Origin of the sequence: Streptomyces sp. ICC1 (genome assembly GCF_003287935.1) — a bacterium.
Classification (GTDB): Bacteria; Actinomycetota; Actinomycetes; order Streptomycetales; family Streptomycetaceae; genus Streptomyces; species Streptomyces tritrimontium.
In genome coordinates this window covers 6,841,084-6,853,833 of record NZ_CP030287.1, presented here as the reverse complement: position 1 = coordinate 6,853,833, position 12,750 = coordinate 6,841,084, and the positions used below count along the sequence as shown (strand labels likewise).

Below are 12,750 nucleotides of genomic sequence, written 5' to 3'. Positions count from 1 at the left end.
GGGAGCCGCTCCGGAGTTGCGCTGACGCCGTTCGTGGTGCCGGCCGGTCCCGGTTTCCCGGGCTTCCCTGCCGACAACCACCACTGTGCCGGAGTCGTGTTAAGCGGGTGCTGCCGCCACGTGTCGGGCCCGTACCGTTTGCGCGTCGCCCTCACGCCGCCCCGCGAGGGCTACTTGGCGCCCTTGGCCAGGAACGCCAGCAGGTCCTGACGGCTCACCACACCGGTGGGCTTGCCCTCGACCAGCACGATCGCCGCGTCCGCCTCGCCGAGCACCGCCATCAGCTCGGACACCGGCTCGCCGGAGCCGACCTGCGGCAGCGGGGCGCTCATGTGCTTCTCCAACGGGTCGCCCAGGGAAGCGCGCTGGGCGAACAGCGCCGCCAGCAGCTCCTTCTCGACCACCGAGCCGATGACCTCGGCCGCCATCACGTCGGGGTGGCCGGCGCCCGGCTTGACGATCGGCATCTGCGAGACGCCGTATTCGCGCAGCACCTCGATGGCCTCGCCGACGGTCTCCTCGGGGTGCATGTGGACCAGGGAGGGGATGGCGCCCGCCTTGTCCGCGAGCACGTCCCGGATGCGGGCGGAGGGGCCCGCGTCCTCCAGGAAGCCGTGCCCGGCCATCCACTCGTCGTTGAAGATCTTGCTGATGTAGCCGCGCCCGCTGTCCGGGAGCAGGACGACGACCACGTCGTCCGGGCCCAGGCCCTCGGCGGCGCGCAGCGCGGCGACGACCGCCATGCCGCAGGAGCCGCCGACGAGCAGGCCCTCCTCCTTGGCGAGGCGGCGGGTCATCTGGAAGGAGTCCTTGTCGGACACCGCGATGATCTCGTCGGTCACGTTCGGGTCGTAGGCGGTCGGCCAGAAGTCCTCGCCGACGCCCTCGACGAGGTAGGGGCGGCCCGAGCCGCCGGAGTAGACCGAGCCCTCGGGGTCCGCACCGATGACCTTCACGCGGCCGTCGGAGGCCTCCTTGAGGTACCGGCCGGTGCCGGAGATCGTGCCGCCCGTGCCGACGCCGGCCACGAAGTGGGTGATCTTCCCCTCGGTCTGCTCCCAGAGCTCGGGACCGGTGGTCTCGTAGTGCGAGCGCGAGTTGTTCGCGTTGCTGTACTGGTCGGGCTTCCAGGCGCCGGGCGTCTCGCGCACGAGGCGGTCGGACACGTTGTAGTACGAGTCCGGGTGCTCGGGGTCGACGGCGGTCGGGCAGACCACGACCTCCGCACCGTAGGCGCGCATGACGTTGATCTTGTCCGCCGAGACCTTGTCAGGACAGACGAAGATGCACTTGTAGCCCTTCTGCTGGGCCACGATGGCGAGTCCTACACCCGTGTTGCCGCTCGTGGGCTCCACGATGGTGCCGCCGGGCTTGAGCGCTCCGCTCTCTTCGGCGGCCTCGATCATCCGGACCGCGATGCGGTCCTTCACCGAGCCGCCGGGATTGAAGTACTCGACCTTGGCAAGGACGGTGGCCTGCAGGCCTTCGGTCACACGGTTGAGCTTCACCAGCGGGGTGTTGCCGACGAGGCTGATCATCGAGTCGTGGAATTGCACCATGTTCTCCAAGGAGGGGACTCCACGGGTTCTCCGGGAGGCACCGCCAGACTATGCGGAAAGGGATTGGTCGACCGGCAGTACAGGGCAGGTAGGTCCACAGGACACGGGGACAGCGCAGGGAACCGGCCGTGAGGGCGAGGAGGTGGCTTGAAGGATGTCCAGAGCGAGGACGGCACGCCGGATCGCGGCGGGCGCGGCGTACGGCGGGGGCGGGCTGGGGCTCGTCGCTTGAAGCCGCCGAACGGCGCCCCCATGTTCCGCCCGATGGTGTTCACACCGACCCCGCCCGCCCGCAGCCGGCGCGCCACCCGGAAGGCGCGCGCCGAGTCCCCGGACCACACGTAGCTGATCAGGCCGAAGTCGCTGTCGTTGGCCAGCGCCACCGCCTCTTCGTCGTCTCCGGCGGCTCCGTCGAACGGGACGACCACGACGACCGGGCCGAAGATCTCCTCGCGCACCACCCGCATGTCGTTCGTGCAGTCGACGAGGAGGGTGGGGGCCACGTAGAAGCCCTTCCCTTCCGTACCGACCACCGGGCGCTCGCCGCCGAAGGCGATCCGCGCGCCCTCCTTCTTCCCCAGCTCGATGTACGACTCCACGCGGTCGCGGTGCGCCGCCGAGATGACGGGGCCCACCACCGTGCCGCGCACCCCCGGATCCCCGACCTTCATGAAGGCCAGGTAGCCCGTCAGCTTCTCGACCAGCTGCTCGTACACCGACCGGTGCACGATCACCCGGGTCGGGGCCGTGCAGATCTGCCCGGAGTAGAAGGAGAAGGTGGTGCCGATCCCCATCACGGCCGCGTCCAGGTCCGCGTCCGCGAGGACGATCGCCGCGCCCTTGCCGCCCAGCTCCATCAGCTGCCGCTTCATCGTCCGGCCGCAGACCTCGGCGATGGACTGCCCGACGCCCGTGGAACCGGTGAAGGACACCATGTCCACGTGCGGGGAGTCCACGGCCGCCTCGCCGACCTCCACCGAGGTGCCCGAGACCACGTTCACCACGCCCGCCGGGACCCCGGCCTCGTGCAGCGCGTCCGCCATCCGGAACACCGACAGCGGGTCCTGCGGGGCCGGCTTGACCACCACCGTGTTGCCCATGGCCAGCGCCGGTGCCACCTTGCCCGCCGGGTTGGCCCACGGGTTGTTGTACGAGGTGATGCAGGTGACGACCCCGACCGGCTGGCGGACCTCCAGCGCGCCGAGGATGCTCGCCGCGCCCATCGGGCCCGCGTCGGTGACCTGCGGCGGCAGCCCGCGCTCGACGGCCTCCAGCGCGCCCTTCGCGTACCGCCGGAAGCGCGCCACCCCGACGCCGACCTGCATGCCGCGCGCGATCCCGGTCGGGGCGCCCGTCTCGGCCTGGGCGAGCGCCGACCAGGGCTCGTACTCCCGCTGGATGATGTCGGCGGCCCGGTCCAGGATCGCGGCCCGCTCCTCCGGCCTCGTCCGCGACCAGCTGCCGAAGGCCTCGGCCGCGGCGCGCGCCGCGTCCTCGACCTGGGCGCGCGAGGCCTCGGGTGCCAGGCCGACGACGGACTCGTCGGCCGGGTTGACCACCTCGTAGTGGCCGCCGGCCGGCTCGACCCACTCGCCGCCGATGTAGAGCCGCTGGGGCTGCGTCGCGCTCATCGGGTGCTCACCGTCCTCGTGTCCCGGCCCGATCGGAGCACGATCCCGGGGATCGCCCCCGTGACCTCGTCGTCGCGGATGGTCTCCACTCCGTTGACGCGCACCGACACCATGCCGATGGCCCGCGCGTCCAGCCGCGGGCTGTCCCCGGGCAGGTCGTGCACGAGCGTGGCCGGGCCGGCCTCGATCCGCTCCGGGTCGAAGAGCACCAGGTCCGCGTGGAAGCCCTCGGTGATCCGGCCGCGCTCGCGCAGCCCGAACAGCTGGGCCGGGTCGTCGGTGAGCATCCGTACCGCCTGCTCCAGCGGCACCAGCCTGCGGCCGCGCAGGCAGTCGCCGAGGAACCGGGTCGTGTACGGGGCCCCGCACATGCGGTCCAGGTGCGCGCCGGCGTCGGAGCCGCCGAGCATGACGTCCTCGTGCTGCCAGGTCTCGGCGCGCAGCGCCCAGCTCGCCGGGTCGTTGTCGGTGGGCATGGGCCACAGCACCGTGCGCAGGTCGTCGTTGGCGCAGATCTCCACGAGGCAGTGGAAGGCGTCCTGCCCGCGTTCGGCCGCGATGTCGTTGACGACGCGGCCGGACAGGCCCGCGTTCGCCTCGCTGTAGGTGTCGCCGATGACGTAGCGCCCGAAGTTGGCCAGGCGCCGGAAGACCCCGGCCTCCTTGCTGGCCGCGCGGCGCAGCATCTCGGCCCGTACGTCGGCGTCGCGCAGCGTGGCGATGCGCTCCGGGACGGGCAGGGCGAGGATCTCGCCCCAGCCGGGGATGAGGTTGAGGGCGCAGAACGTGCCGAGCGACATGTTCATGGGGGTCAGGATCGGCATGGTCAGGGCGACGATGCGGCCGCCGGCCTTGCGGGCGCGTTCGCTGGGGATCAGCTGGCGCGGCACGCGCTCGGGGACCGAGGCGTCGATGGTCAGGACGTTCCAGTTCAGGGGCCGGCCGGCGGCCGCGCTCATCTCGACGAAGAGGTCGATCTCCTCGTCGGCGAACTGGTCGAGGCAGCCCGCGACGATGGCTTCGAGCTGGGTGCCTTCGTGTTCGGAGACCGCTTGGGAGAGGGCGATCAGCTCGGCGGGCGCGGCGTGCCGGGAGGCGACGGGAGCGCCGGATCCGTCGGAGTGGGTGGAGGACTGGGTGGTCGACAGGCCCCAGGCGCCGGCGTTCATGGCGTCGTGGAACAGGTCGAGCATCGCCTGCATCTGCTCTTCGGTCGGCTGGCCGCCGACGGCGTCCTCGCCCATCACGTGCCGGCGCAGCGCGCAGTGGCCGACCATGAAGCCGGCGTTGACGGCGATGCGGCCGTCGAGCGCGTCGAGGTACTCGCCGAAGGTGGACCAGGTCCAGTCGACGCCCTCTTCGAGGGCGGCCAGGGCCATGCCCTCGACCTTGCTCATCATGCGGCGGGTGTAGTCGGCGCAGCTGGGCGTCGTAGTGGGTGTGGGGGTCGATGAACCCGGGGGTCAGGACGAGGCCGGTGGCGTCCTCGCTGGTGGCGGCGGGTTCGGTGACGGTTCCCGGCGGGGCTATGACGGCGATCCTGCCGTCGCGTATCCCGACGTCCGCCACGCGGGCGGGTGCGCCGGTGCCGTCCACGACGGTGGCGCCCTTGATCAGGTGGTCGAGCATGACGTCCTCTCTGCCGGTGTTCGCGTTGCGCGCCGTCTCCTGGGGCTCCGCCCCGGACCCCGCTCCTCAAACGCCGGAGGGGCTGGAATCACCGGCCGGCGGCCCGGCCACGCGGTGCGCTGCGCGCACGTGCGGGCCGCCGGAGGCCACATCCAGCCCCTCCGGCGTTTGAGGAGCGGGGGTCCGGGGGCCGGCCCCCGGCAGCGGCGCCGCACCTGCGGGGCCGCAGCCCGGGACCCCGGTCGGAGTCCGCCGGGCCGGCCGCAGCCACGGCGTGACTCCGGCCGGGGCCGGTTGCGGGGCGGCGGTCCGGGAAGACGCCGCCCCCGTTCCCCCGCGGGCTAGGCGCCTTCGCGGAAGCGCGTGGTGCGGTGCACCGGGTCGGTGTCGATGTGCGGGATGACGTGCTCGCCGATGAGCTTGATGGAGGTCATCGTGTCCTCGGGCGAGACGCCGGTCGGCAGGCCGAAGGAGAGCTGGTCGGCGCCGGCCTCCTCCCAGCGCTTGCACTGCGCGCGGACCTCGGACGGGTCGCCGCAGATCAGCAGCTCCTCGGCGATCAGGAGCTCGATGATCTCCGCGTTGTACTCGGGGAGCGTCTCGGGCCACTGCGGGATGGCCTCGGGCCGCGGGAAGGTGTCGTGGTAGCGGAAGACCAGCGACTGGAAACGGTTCATGTTGGCGTTGACGGCGATCTCGACGGCCTTGTCGTGGGTCTCGGCGCAGATCGCGGTCGAGGTGACCATGACGTTGTCGTTGACGAAGGCGCCGATCGCCTTCGCCTCCTGGATCGCGGTCTTGTACTGGTCCAGGACCCAGGCCATGTCGGAGACCTTCTGGACGCTGAAGCCGAGGACTCCGAGGCCCTTCTTGGCGGCCATGGCGTACGAGGCGGGGGAGCCGGCGGCGTACCACATGGCCGGGTGGGCCTTGCCGTACGGCTTGGGGAAGATCTTGCGCGGCGGGAGCGACCAGTGCTTGCCCTGGAACCCCTCGTACTCCTCCTGGAGGAACATCTTGGGGAACTCGGCGATGGTCTCTTCCCAGATCTCCTTGGTGCCGTTCATGTCCTCGATGCCGGGAAGGAAGCCGAGGATCTCGTGGCTGCCGGCGCCGCGGCCGGTGCCGAACTCGAAGCGCCCCTTGGAGAGGTGGTCGAGCATGGCGACCTTCTCGGCCACCTTGACCGGGTGGTTGACCGGGGCGAGCGGGTTGAAGATGCCGGAGCCGAGGTGGATGCGCTCGGTGGCGTGGGCGAGGTACCCGAGGAAGACCTCGTTCGCCGAAAGGTGCGAGTACTCCTCCAGGAAGTGGTGCTCGGAGGCCCAGGCGTACTTGAAGCCTGACTTGTCCGCCTGGATGACGTACTCGGTCTCCTCGATCAGCGCCTTGTGCTCTGCCTCGGGGTCGACCTTGGACCGCGCCTCAGGCACGTATCCCTGCACAAAGAGCCCGAATTCCAAGGGGATTCACCGTCCTTTTGTTTCTGACGTTGCGTCAGATTCGATGCCACGACTGTTCCACCGGTGGGGCGCGAGCGTCAATACCTGACGCTCCATCAGATAACCTGGAGGGCGTGCCGCCTTGGCGGTCGGGAGCGGCTCACAGGATGCTCACGCCCGCCATCCAGCCGCCGTCGATCACGAACGGCTGACCGGTGATGTACGAGGAGTCCTCGCTGGTCAGGAACAGTGCCAGCTTCGCCACCTCCTCCGGCTGCCCCACCCGGCCCATCGGCACCACGCGCTTGTAGAGCTCCGCCATGGCCTCGCGCGCCTCCTCGGGCAGGTCCGCCGGATTCACGTGCCCGGGGGTGGCCATCGGGGTGTCCACCGCGCCCGGGCACATCGCGTTGACCCGGATGTTCTTCGCCGCCAGCTCCAACGCGGCCACCCGGGTCAGGCCGAGGATCGCCGCCTTGGTCGCCGCGTACGTGCCGACGTACGCCATGCCCGTCAGGCCCGTGTACGAGGAGGTGTTGACGATCGTGCCGCCGCCGGCCGCCTCGATCTCGGGAGCCACGGTCTTGATGCCGAGGAACGCGCCGACCTGGTTGACCTGGACCACCTGCTGGAACTCCTCCAGCGGGGTCGCGGTCAGCTCGTTGAAGCGCAGGATGCCCGCGTTGTTGACCAGGCCGTCGATCGGGCCGAAGGCCTCCTTCGCCGCCTCGACGGCGGCCGCCCAGTCCTCCTCCCGGCTCACGTCCATCCGCACGTACCGGGCCCGGTCCTCGCCGATGTCCTTCGCCACCGCCGCACCCTGCTCGTCCAGCACGTCCCCGAGGAGCACCTTGGCGCCCTCGGAGGCGAAGAGGCGGGCTTCCTGCTCGCCTTGGCCGCGCGCCGCACCGGTGATGATGACGACGCGCCCGTCCAGCCTGCCTGACCTGCCCATGTGTTCGCCCCTAAGCATCTCGTCGCTAGTCGTTGAGGAGAGGGCCCACTTCGGACCCGAAAGCCGTGATCTGGTCGAGGAGTTCGGCGCGGTCGCGGTTGCGGAAGCGGACCTGGATCTGGTCGATGCCCAGCGCCTTGTACTCACGCAGCGACTCGGCGAGCGCCTCCGCCTTGCCGGTGAGGGTGCGCCGGCCGGTGTCCCAGCCGGGCTCGCCGACGTAGAGCGCCTCGGTGATCGCGCCGAACTCGACGGGGCCGGTGACCCCGGCCTCGGCGCGGAGCTCCTTGATGCGGGCGATCTGCGCCGGGAGCTTGTCGCGGGGGTCGCCCTGCGGGAGCCAGCCGTCGCCGCGCACCGCGGCGCGCCGGACCGCGGCGGGCGAGGAGCCGCCGACCCAGACGGGGATCCGCGCCTGGGCGGGCCGGGGCAGCTGCCCGAGGTCCTTGAAGGAGAACAGCTCGCCCTCGAACTCCGGGTACTCCTCCGGCCCGAGGGCCGCCCGCAGCGCGTCGAGGGTCTCGTCGAGGACGGCCCCGCGGCGCGCGAAGTCCACGCCGAGGGCCTCGAACTCCTCCTGCACGTGCCCGGCCCCGACGCCGAGGATCAGCCGGCCGCCGGAGAGGTGGTCGACGGTGGCGTACTGCTTGGCGCTGAGCAGCGGGTGGCGCAGGCCGAGGATCGCGACGTGGCTCAGCAGCCGCACGTTCTCGGTGATCCCGGCCAGGAAGGAGAGCGTGGCCACCGGGTCGTACCAGATGGTGCTCATGGGGCCGGCCATGCGGCGCGGGATCGCGACGTGGTCGCAGGTGGCGACGTAGCCGAACCCGGCCCGGTCGGCCGCCCGCGCGACCGCGGCGAGATCGGCCGCACCGGCGGTCGCCTCCCAGGGCTCGGCGTAGATGGTGCTCTGCGACTGGATCGGGAGCTGCATCCCGTAGACCAGCCGACCTTCCGGAAACACGCGCGCCATGGGCCGTACCCGCCTCGTCCTCGTCTGCCGATTCGTCATACCGACGTCGGGGGCCATCGTCGTAGCTGACGGTCCGTCAGGCAAGGGGTTGACGGGCCCGGGAAGCAGCACCCCGACCCGGACGCGGCCCCCCGTGCCGAATAACATGAGTTTTGTTATGATGGCCTCATGACTGACCAGCCCACACCCGGCGAGGGCCCGACCCGGCCCGTGTCCGTCTCGCTTCACGAGGGGACGATCGCCGCGCTCAAGGCCCGCACCGGCAAGCGCGGCATGTCCGCGTACATCGAGGCGCTCGTTCAGCGACAGCTGGAGCGTGACAGGCTCCGAGAACTCATCGAGGACTCCGAGGCCGTGAACGGGCCGGCCGACCAAGCGGCGGTCGACGAGAAGCGAGCGATCTTGCGCGGCGGGGCAGCGGCCTCGTCGGATGCCGCGTGACCGGGACCCTGGTCCTGGACTGCGAAGGCCTCTCCCGGCTCGTCCGCCAAGACCCCGGCTTGCTGGACTGGCTCACGGCCGCAGAAGCGGAGGACATCCGGGTGGTCATCAGCGCAGTCACCCTCGTCGAGGCTCGTGACCCCCGGGTGCACCAGGCCCGCTTCGACTATGCGGTCTCCCGCGTGAACATCGTCCCGCCGAGCGAGGCCATCGTCCGGCACGCGAGCAAGCTGCTCGCCGCCGCCGCCGGGCTGCACGGACACAAGTACGCCCTGGACGCCATCGTGGCAGCGACCGCCCTCGACCAGCCCGAACCCGTCACCCTGTTGACGTCGGATCCCGACGACCTGACCGCTCTGTGCGGAAAACGGATCCGCGTCGTCAGGATCTGACGGGGCGGGGGGCCCTGACGGCGGCCCGCAGGGGTGTCACCCTGCGGGGGCGCCCGTTAGGGTGCCGCGCGTGGATCTATTTCTGACCCTGGTCAGCGGGGTGGCGTGGACCGTCGTGTACGTGGAATCGATCCGGGTGGGGTTGCGGGAGCGGACCTACGCGATGCCCGTCGCCGCGCTCGCGCTCAACTTCGCCTGGGAATCGACGTACGCCGTCAACGACCTGCGCACCGGCCTCTCGGCCCAGGGCGTCGTCAACGTGGTGTGGGCCGTGGCCGACATCGTCATCGTGTACACGTATCTGCGCTACGGGCGGGCCGAGTTGCCCCGCTTCGTGACCCGGCCGCTGTTCGCCGTGTGGAGCGTGCTCCTCTTCGCGAGCGCCTTCGCCGTGCAGTGGCTCTTCCTCGCCCACTTCGGCTCGCACGGGGCGAGCCGCTACGCGGCGTTCCTGCAGAACCTGCTGATGTCCGGGCTGTTCATCGCCCTCTACGCGAGCCGGCGCGGCCGGCACGGGCAGTCGCTCGTCATCGCCGTGGCCAAGTGGGTCGGCACGCTCGCGCCGACCTTCCTCTTCGGGGTGCTCGAGGACGCGCCGTTCATCCTCGGCCTGGGGGTGCTGTGCGCCGTCTTCGACCTCGCGTACGTCGCCCTGCTGGCCTGGGACCCGGCGGGCCGCGGGGCGGCGGCCGGCGGGCTCGCGGACGGCGGGCCGGCCGTCGGCAGCGGGATCGGCGGCAGCAGGGGTGGCAGTGACAGTGGTGGCAGCGGTGGCAGCGGCGAGCCCGTGCTCAGAAGTCCGGCGGGCCCATCACGATGACCGGCTTCGCCGCCGGGTCGAGGGTCTCCAGGATCTTCTTCATCGCGTCCTTCGGGATGCCCACGCAGCCCTGCGAGGGCCCGTCGTGGTCCACGTGGAGCCAGATGTTGCCGCCCTTGGCCTCGCCCTCCGGCTTCGTCGGGTCGAGCGGCGAGGTGCCCGGCTTGCGGTTGTAGTCGATCGCGACCACGTAGTCGAAGGAGCCCGCGAGGGACTCGCCCTCCACCCCGCGCCCCGAGGCGACGAAGGAACGACTGCGGTCGTACGGGAACTTCGTGCCCTCCGGCTTCGCCAGCAGCCCGCCCGCGTCGGTGAGCGCGAACACGCCCTCGGGGGAGGTCAGGTCCCCGACCGTCCGCTCCGCGGACCAGCCCTTGGCCCCGTTGCGCGCGGGCCACTCCGCGCTCTTCGCCCAGTCGGCCCCGGCCACCGGACGCGTGTACAGGGCCGCCGTGGACTCCGAGGAGTCCGCCGCCTTGCCCGTGACGAGGATCAGCTGGCGGGCGTCCGCCGGGATCTTCGCGCGGGTCTCCTCGCTGATCCCCCGCAGGCCCTGCAGGCCGTCGCGCTCCACACCGCGCGCGGCACGCTCGGCGGCCTGCGGGCGGGCGTCGGCCACGGCCCGCGCGGCGGCATTGGCCGGCGGATCGTGGGCCAGGTACACCCAGCCCGCGCCGAAACCGAGCAGGCCGAGGGCGGCCGCCGCCGCGATCGGACGCGCGGGGCGGGAGTCGCGGGCGGCGCGGCGCGCACCGCCCGCGCGCGAAGGGCGGGGCGGACGGGACGGTCGGGAGCCGGCTCGGGCGTGCTTGCTCATTGACCCGACCGTACACAGCCGATCTTCGATTCGTTAACCGGTCGGGCTCCCGGGCGTTTCCCGCACGGCGCCGTCCTCCGGGAACCAGACCCGGACCGTCAGCCCGCCGCCCGGCCGCGGATTGGCCCGCGCCGTCAGCTCCGCGCCGTGGGCCCGGGCGATCGACGCGACGATCGAGAGACCCAACCCGGCGCCCTCACCTGCGGTGTGCTGCCGCTCCGCGCGCCGCCGGAACGGCTCCAGCAGCCGCGGAACGTCCTCGGGGTCGATCACCGGACCGGTGTTGGACACGGTCAGCACCCCGTCGGCGGAGGTCTCCACCTCCAGGCGGCCGCCCGCGCGGTTGTGACGTACGGCATTGGCCAGCAGATTGCGCACCAGGTGGCCCAGGAGCGTCCGGTCGCCCGTGACGGTCAGCGGCACGAGGTCCCGTACGACGGCCAGGTCCTGAGGGGCCGTCCCCTCCGCGGCCGCGAGTTCGACGGCCGCCAGCTCCGAGGCGGCGAGCGCTGACAGGTCCACCGGCTCCGCGACCTCCAGCCCCTCCTCCGAGACCGCGAGCAGGAGCAGCGACTCCACGAGGTGCCGGCTGGAGTCCGCGACGTCGATCAGCTTGGCCCGGATCCGGGCCACCTTCTCCGGCGGCGGGTCCCCGGCCAGCCCGATCTCGGCGGCCGCCCGCTGGACGGCGAGCGGGGTGCGCAGCTCGTGGGCGGCGTTCGCGGCGAACCGCCGCTGCGCGCCGACCAGGTCCTCCATCCGGTCGAGCATGCCGTCGAACGTGTCGGCGAGGCGCTTGAGTTCCCCGGGCGGGGCCTTGAGGCCGATCCGCTCGTGGAGGTTGGCGCCGGAGAGGCGGCGGGCGGTCTCGGTGATGACGCTCACCGGGCGCAGGACGCGGCCGGCCATCCACCAGGCGAGCCAGATGGAGAGCATGGCGAAGACCACGAGGGCGACGAGGGAGACGATCAGCAGTTCGTGGAGGGTGGCCTGTTCCACGCGGTTGGTCAGCTCCTGGGTGGCCTTCCAGGTGGCGAGCTGCTCGGGGGTCGGGGTGACGCCGGGGCCGATCTTCTCGGCGGGGACGGGGAGCTGATGTCCCGGGACCACGGTCGCCTGGGAGTCCGGCAGGAGCACCTTGGTGGTCGCGACGGCCCCGCTGATGCGGGTGTAGAGGCCGTTGCGGAGCAGGATGTTGATCAGGGCGATCAGCCCGCCGCCGGCCAGGAGCAGCAGGGAGCCGTAGAGGGCGGTGAGACGGGCGCGCTCGGATCGGAGCACTGCTCTCATCGCGGATCACCGCTCCGGTCGCTCTGGTCGCTCCGGCCGGTCCGGTCGGTCCGGTCGCTCTGCTCGATCCGGTAGCCGGACCCGGGCACGGTCTCGATCAGCGGCGGCTCCCCCAGCTTGGCGCGCAGCTTGCTCAGCGTGACCCGTACCGCGTTGGTGCTGTAGGACGTGTCCTCCTCCCACACCTGCTCGATCAGGTCGTCGTTGCTGAGGACGGCGCCCTCGGCCCGCAGCAGCGCCTCCAGCACCGCGAACTCCTTGCGCGAGAGCGCGAGCCTGCGCCCCTCCCGGGTCGCGGTGCGCCGCGCGACGTCGACGGCGACGCCCGCGCCCTCCAGCACCGGCGGCAGGGCCGGCTGGACGCGCCGGCCCAGGGCCAGGACGCGGGCGAGGAGCTCGTCGTAGGCGAAGGGCTTGGTGAGGTAGTCGTCGGCGCCCAGGCCCAGGCCCTCCACCCGTTCCCGTACGGTCCCCGAGGCCGTCAGCATCAGGACGCGGGTCGGCAGCCGGTCGCGCACCACTTGGCGGCAGACCTCGTCGCCGTGCAGGCCGGGCAGGTCGCGGTCCAGGACGAGGACGTCGTACGCGCCCAGGCGCAGGCGCCGCAGGGCCTCCAGGCCGTCGCCCGCCTCGTCGACGGCGAGCGCGTCGCCGCGCAGCCCCTCGGCGATCATCTCCCGGAGGAACTCCTCGTCCTCCACCACCAGAACTCGCATGGCGTCCTCTTTACCCGAGAAGGGCATTTCGCCGTTGTAAGCACGAGCCGTTAGAGAAGCGAAACCCGCTGTTCGCGCACGCTCG

11 protein-coding genes and 1 pseudogene are annotated in these 12,750 nt (G+C 71.8%); 3 read left to right on the top strand and 9 right to left on the bottom strand.

What is annotated here, in order from left to right:
* Window positions 1-170: 170 nt before the first annotated feature.
* The 6 genes and pseudogenes from DRB96_RS32080 to DRB96_RS32055 all read right to left on the bottom strand — a co-directional run bounded on the left by DRB96_RS32080 (window position 171) and on the right by DRB96_RS32055 (window position 8,189).
* Complete coding sequence (locus tag DRB96_RS32080) at window positions 171-1,556, bottom strand: cystathionine beta-synthase (RefSeq protein ID WP_112453947.1); 1,386 nt, start codon at window positions 1,554-1,556, stop codon at window positions 171-173.
* The gene (locus DRB96_RS32075) at window positions 1,535-3,190 is read right to left on the bottom strand and encodes an aldehyde dehydrogenase family protein (RefSeq protein ID WP_239517785.1); all 1,656 of its coding nucleotides are present in this window, start codon (window positions 3,188-3,190) and stop codon (window positions 1,535-1,537) included. The genes DRB96_RS32080 and DRB96_RS32075 overlap by 22 nt, the downstream gene beginning before the upstream one ends.
* Window positions 3,187-4,819, bottom strand: a pseudogene (locus DRB96_RS32070) (amidohydrolase family protein). Before DRB96_RS32070 ends, DRB96_RS32075 begins: the two are co-directional and overlap by 4 nt.
* A 341-nt stretch (window positions 4,820-5,160) precedes the next feature.
* Complete coding sequence (locus DRB96_RS32065) at window positions 5,161-6,282, bottom strand: LLM class flavin-dependent oxidoreductase (protein WP_112451609.1); 1,122 nt, start codon at window positions 6,280-6,282, stop codon at window positions 5,161-5,163.
* A 139-nt stretch (window positions 6,283-6,421) separates the two neighbouring features.
* A complete protein-coding gene (locus DRB96_RS32060) occupies window positions 6,422-7,216 on the bottom strand; it encodes a glucose 1-dehydrogenase (RefSeq protein WP_112451608.1) in 795 nt (264 codons plus the stop codon).
* Between the two features lie 25 nt (window positions 7,217-7,241).
* A complete protein-coding gene (locus DRB96_RS32055; RefSeq protein ID WP_204357863.1) occupies window positions 7,242-8,189 on the bottom strand; it encodes an LLM class F420-dependent oxidoreductase in 948 nt (315 codons plus the stop codon).
* A 168-nt stretch (window positions 8,190-8,357) separates the two neighbouring features.
* On the opposite strand from DRB96_RS32055, the gene DRB96_RS32050 reads away from it, so the two are divergent.
* The 3 genes from DRB96_RS32050 (at window position 8,358) to DRB96_RS32040 (ending at window position 9,842) form a co-directional block, all read left to right on the top strand.
* Window positions 8,358-8,630, top strand: a complete 273-nt coding sequence (locus DRB96_RS32050; RefSeq protein ID WP_112451607.1) for a hypothetical protein — start codon at window positions 8,358-8,360, stop codon at window positions 8,628-8,630.
* Window positions 8,627-9,022, top strand: a complete 396-nt coding sequence (locus tag DRB96_RS32045) for a PIN domain-containing protein (protein ID WP_112451606.1) — start codon at window positions 8,627-8,629, stop codon at window positions 9,020-9,022. The genes DRB96_RS32050 and DRB96_RS32045 overlap by 4 nt, the downstream gene beginning before the upstream one ends.
* A gap of 70 nt (window positions 9,023-9,092) precedes the next feature.
* Window positions 9,093-9,842 (top strand): hypothetical protein, encoded by a 750-nt coding sequence (locus DRB96_RS32040; protein WP_204357862.1) that lies wholly within the window; start codon window positions 9,093-9,095, stop codon window positions 9,840-9,842.
* Here DRB96_RS32040 and DRB96_RS32035 read toward each other — a convergent pair.
* Genes DRB96_RS32035 through DRB96_RS32025 form a run of 3 tightly spaced genes read right to left on the bottom strand, consistent with a single transcriptional unit; the run spans window position 9,814 to window position 12,665 of the window.
* Window positions 9,814-10,659, bottom strand: a complete 846-nt coding sequence (locus DRB96_RS32035; RefSeq protein WP_239516411.1) for a hypothetical protein — start codon at window positions 10,657-10,659, stop codon at window positions 9,814-9,816. The genes DRB96_RS32040 and DRB96_RS32035 overlap by 29 nt on opposite strands.
* Window positions 10,660-10,692: 33 nt before the next feature.
* Entirely contained in the window at window positions 10,693-11,949 is a 1,257-nt protein-coding gene (locus DRB96_RS32030) for an ATP-binding protein (protein ID WP_112451605.1), read from the bottom strand.
* The gene (locus DRB96_RS32025; RefSeq protein ID WP_204357861.1) at window positions 11,946-12,665 is read right to left on the bottom strand and encodes a response regulator transcription factor; all 720 of its coding nucleotides are present in this window, start codon (window positions 12,663-12,665) and stop codon (window positions 11,946-11,948) included. Before DRB96_RS32025 ends, DRB96_RS32030 begins: the two co-directional genes overlap by 4 nt.
* Window positions 12,666-12,750 lie beyond the last annotated feature (85 nt).

Coding starts and splice junctions, on each gene's coding strand:
- DRB96_RS32075 (WP_239517785.1), bottom strand. CDS start 3,190: ATGAGCGCGACGCAGCCCCAGCGGCTCTACATCGGCGGCGAGTGGGTC.
- DRB96_RS32030 (WP_112451605.1), bottom strand. CDS start 11,949: ATGAGAGCAGTGCTCCGATCCGAGCGCGCCCGTCTCACCGCCCTCTAC.
- DRB96_RS32060 (WP_112451608.1), bottom strand. CDS start 7,216: ATGGGCAGGTCAGGCAGGCTGGACGGGCGCGTCGTCATCATCACCGGT.
- DRB96_RS32050 (WP_112451607.1), top strand. CDS start 8,358: ATGACTGACCAGCCCACACCCGGCGAGGGCCCGACCCGGCCCGTGTCC.
- DRB96_RS32035 (WP_239516411.1), bottom strand. CDS start 10,659: ATGAGCAAGCACGCCCGAGCCGGCTCCCGACCGTCCCGTCCGCCCCGC.
- DRB96_RS32025 (WP_204357861.1), bottom strand. CDS start 12,665: ATGCGAGTTCTGGTGGTGGAGGACGAGGAGTTCCTCCGGGAGATGATC.
- DRB96_RS32055 (WP_204357863.1), bottom strand. CDS start 8,189: ATGGCGCGCGTGTTTCCGGAAGGTCGGCTGGTCTACGGGATGCAGCTC.